Annotated in this window: 1 protein-coding gene; it reads right to left on the bottom strand. The window is 55.6% G+C overall.

What is annotated here, in order from left to right; all coding sequences use genetic code 11:
- A partial coding sequence (locus QLG12_RS07160) for an IS4 family transposase (RefSeq protein ID WP_282474222.1) occupies positions 1 to 1,007 on the bottom strand: 1,007 nt, incomplete at its 3' end.
- Positions 1,008 to 1,069 lie beyond the last annotated feature (62 nt).

The raw sequence follows: 1,069 nt of genomic DNA, 5'->3' as shown, positions 1-1,069 counted from the left end.
GTGGCCTTGAGATTTCGCAAGTCCAACTCGACATGCCATCGCCCCTTGTACAGCGATTTGAGAGCTGTTTTGGGTGTCTGCTTCGGGCAATGCAAGGTGGTCACCAACGTTTTTCCGTCAGTCTTCAACTCTCGCACTATCAGCCTTTCAGGGGCCTGTTCGTAATGTGTTTGACTCATCCAGGGCGGCCTTCTTTCGGGCTTTTTCAATTCGATCAAGTGGTCTTCCGAACCGAGACTTTGGCCCAGACGAAAGTCCGTGCTGCGCCGTCGGGCGCCATATTGTTCGAACACGCCATCGATACCTCGTCGCTGCAACTCGCACAGCAGAAAATAGGTCGCGTAGTAAGCGTCGCCCAACAAGATGTCGCCTGTTTTCAACGTGCCGAGCATTGATCTGAGCAGCGTCTGTTCGTCGCCGCCCTTACCTCGGAAACGTCCAAGTGCGGCATCTAAAACGGCGCCACTGGAGAGGCAAACGAGGCCCACCACTCGACACAACGGAAAACCAAGGCCAACTTTCTGCCCGCGAGATTGCGGATAGGCCTCCTGATTCGCAGCCGTATCGGGCATCGAGACGGTTGTCCCGTCGACAAGGCGTACAGGTCGCCCCATCCATCGCCACGAAGGCGGCGCCTGATCACTGATAGACGAACCGGAATGTCGAACCAACGTGGATACCATTTCTACCGGCAAGCGTTGTCGGGCTTTACAGAAGGCGCCCGTGCGAGTGCTATTGGGTTTCATGCCGCTACAGGATCGCTTGATGGAGAAATCGTTGACGGCATTCTGGCAGGAGCGATCGGCACTCATCGCTTGAGCCAGGAACATCGACAGAGTTTCCGTTGGCGGATACAAGCGCTCCCGATGCTCTGGCAGTGCTGACTCAACGCGCTGCAGCAACTCGGGAGCCGTGAGCAGGTTGAAAAAAGCATAGGCATCACAATTCGAAGCATGGCGGCGAAAACGTTGCTGTTGATGCTGGAGAATTTGGCGTCTACGATCCATGTGGGCTGTGTCCTTGGTTTTCTGGTGTGTGTTCGCAACTATCACCGTAGACCAAGGCCAGC

Source organism: Pseudomonas sp. V88_4 (assembly GCF_029967985.1).
GTDB lineage: Bacteria > Pseudomonadota > Gammaproteobacteria > Pseudomonadales > Pseudomonadaceae > Aquipseudomonas > Aquipseudomonas glycinae.
This window is presented reverse-complemented; position numbering and strand designations above follow the sequence as displayed.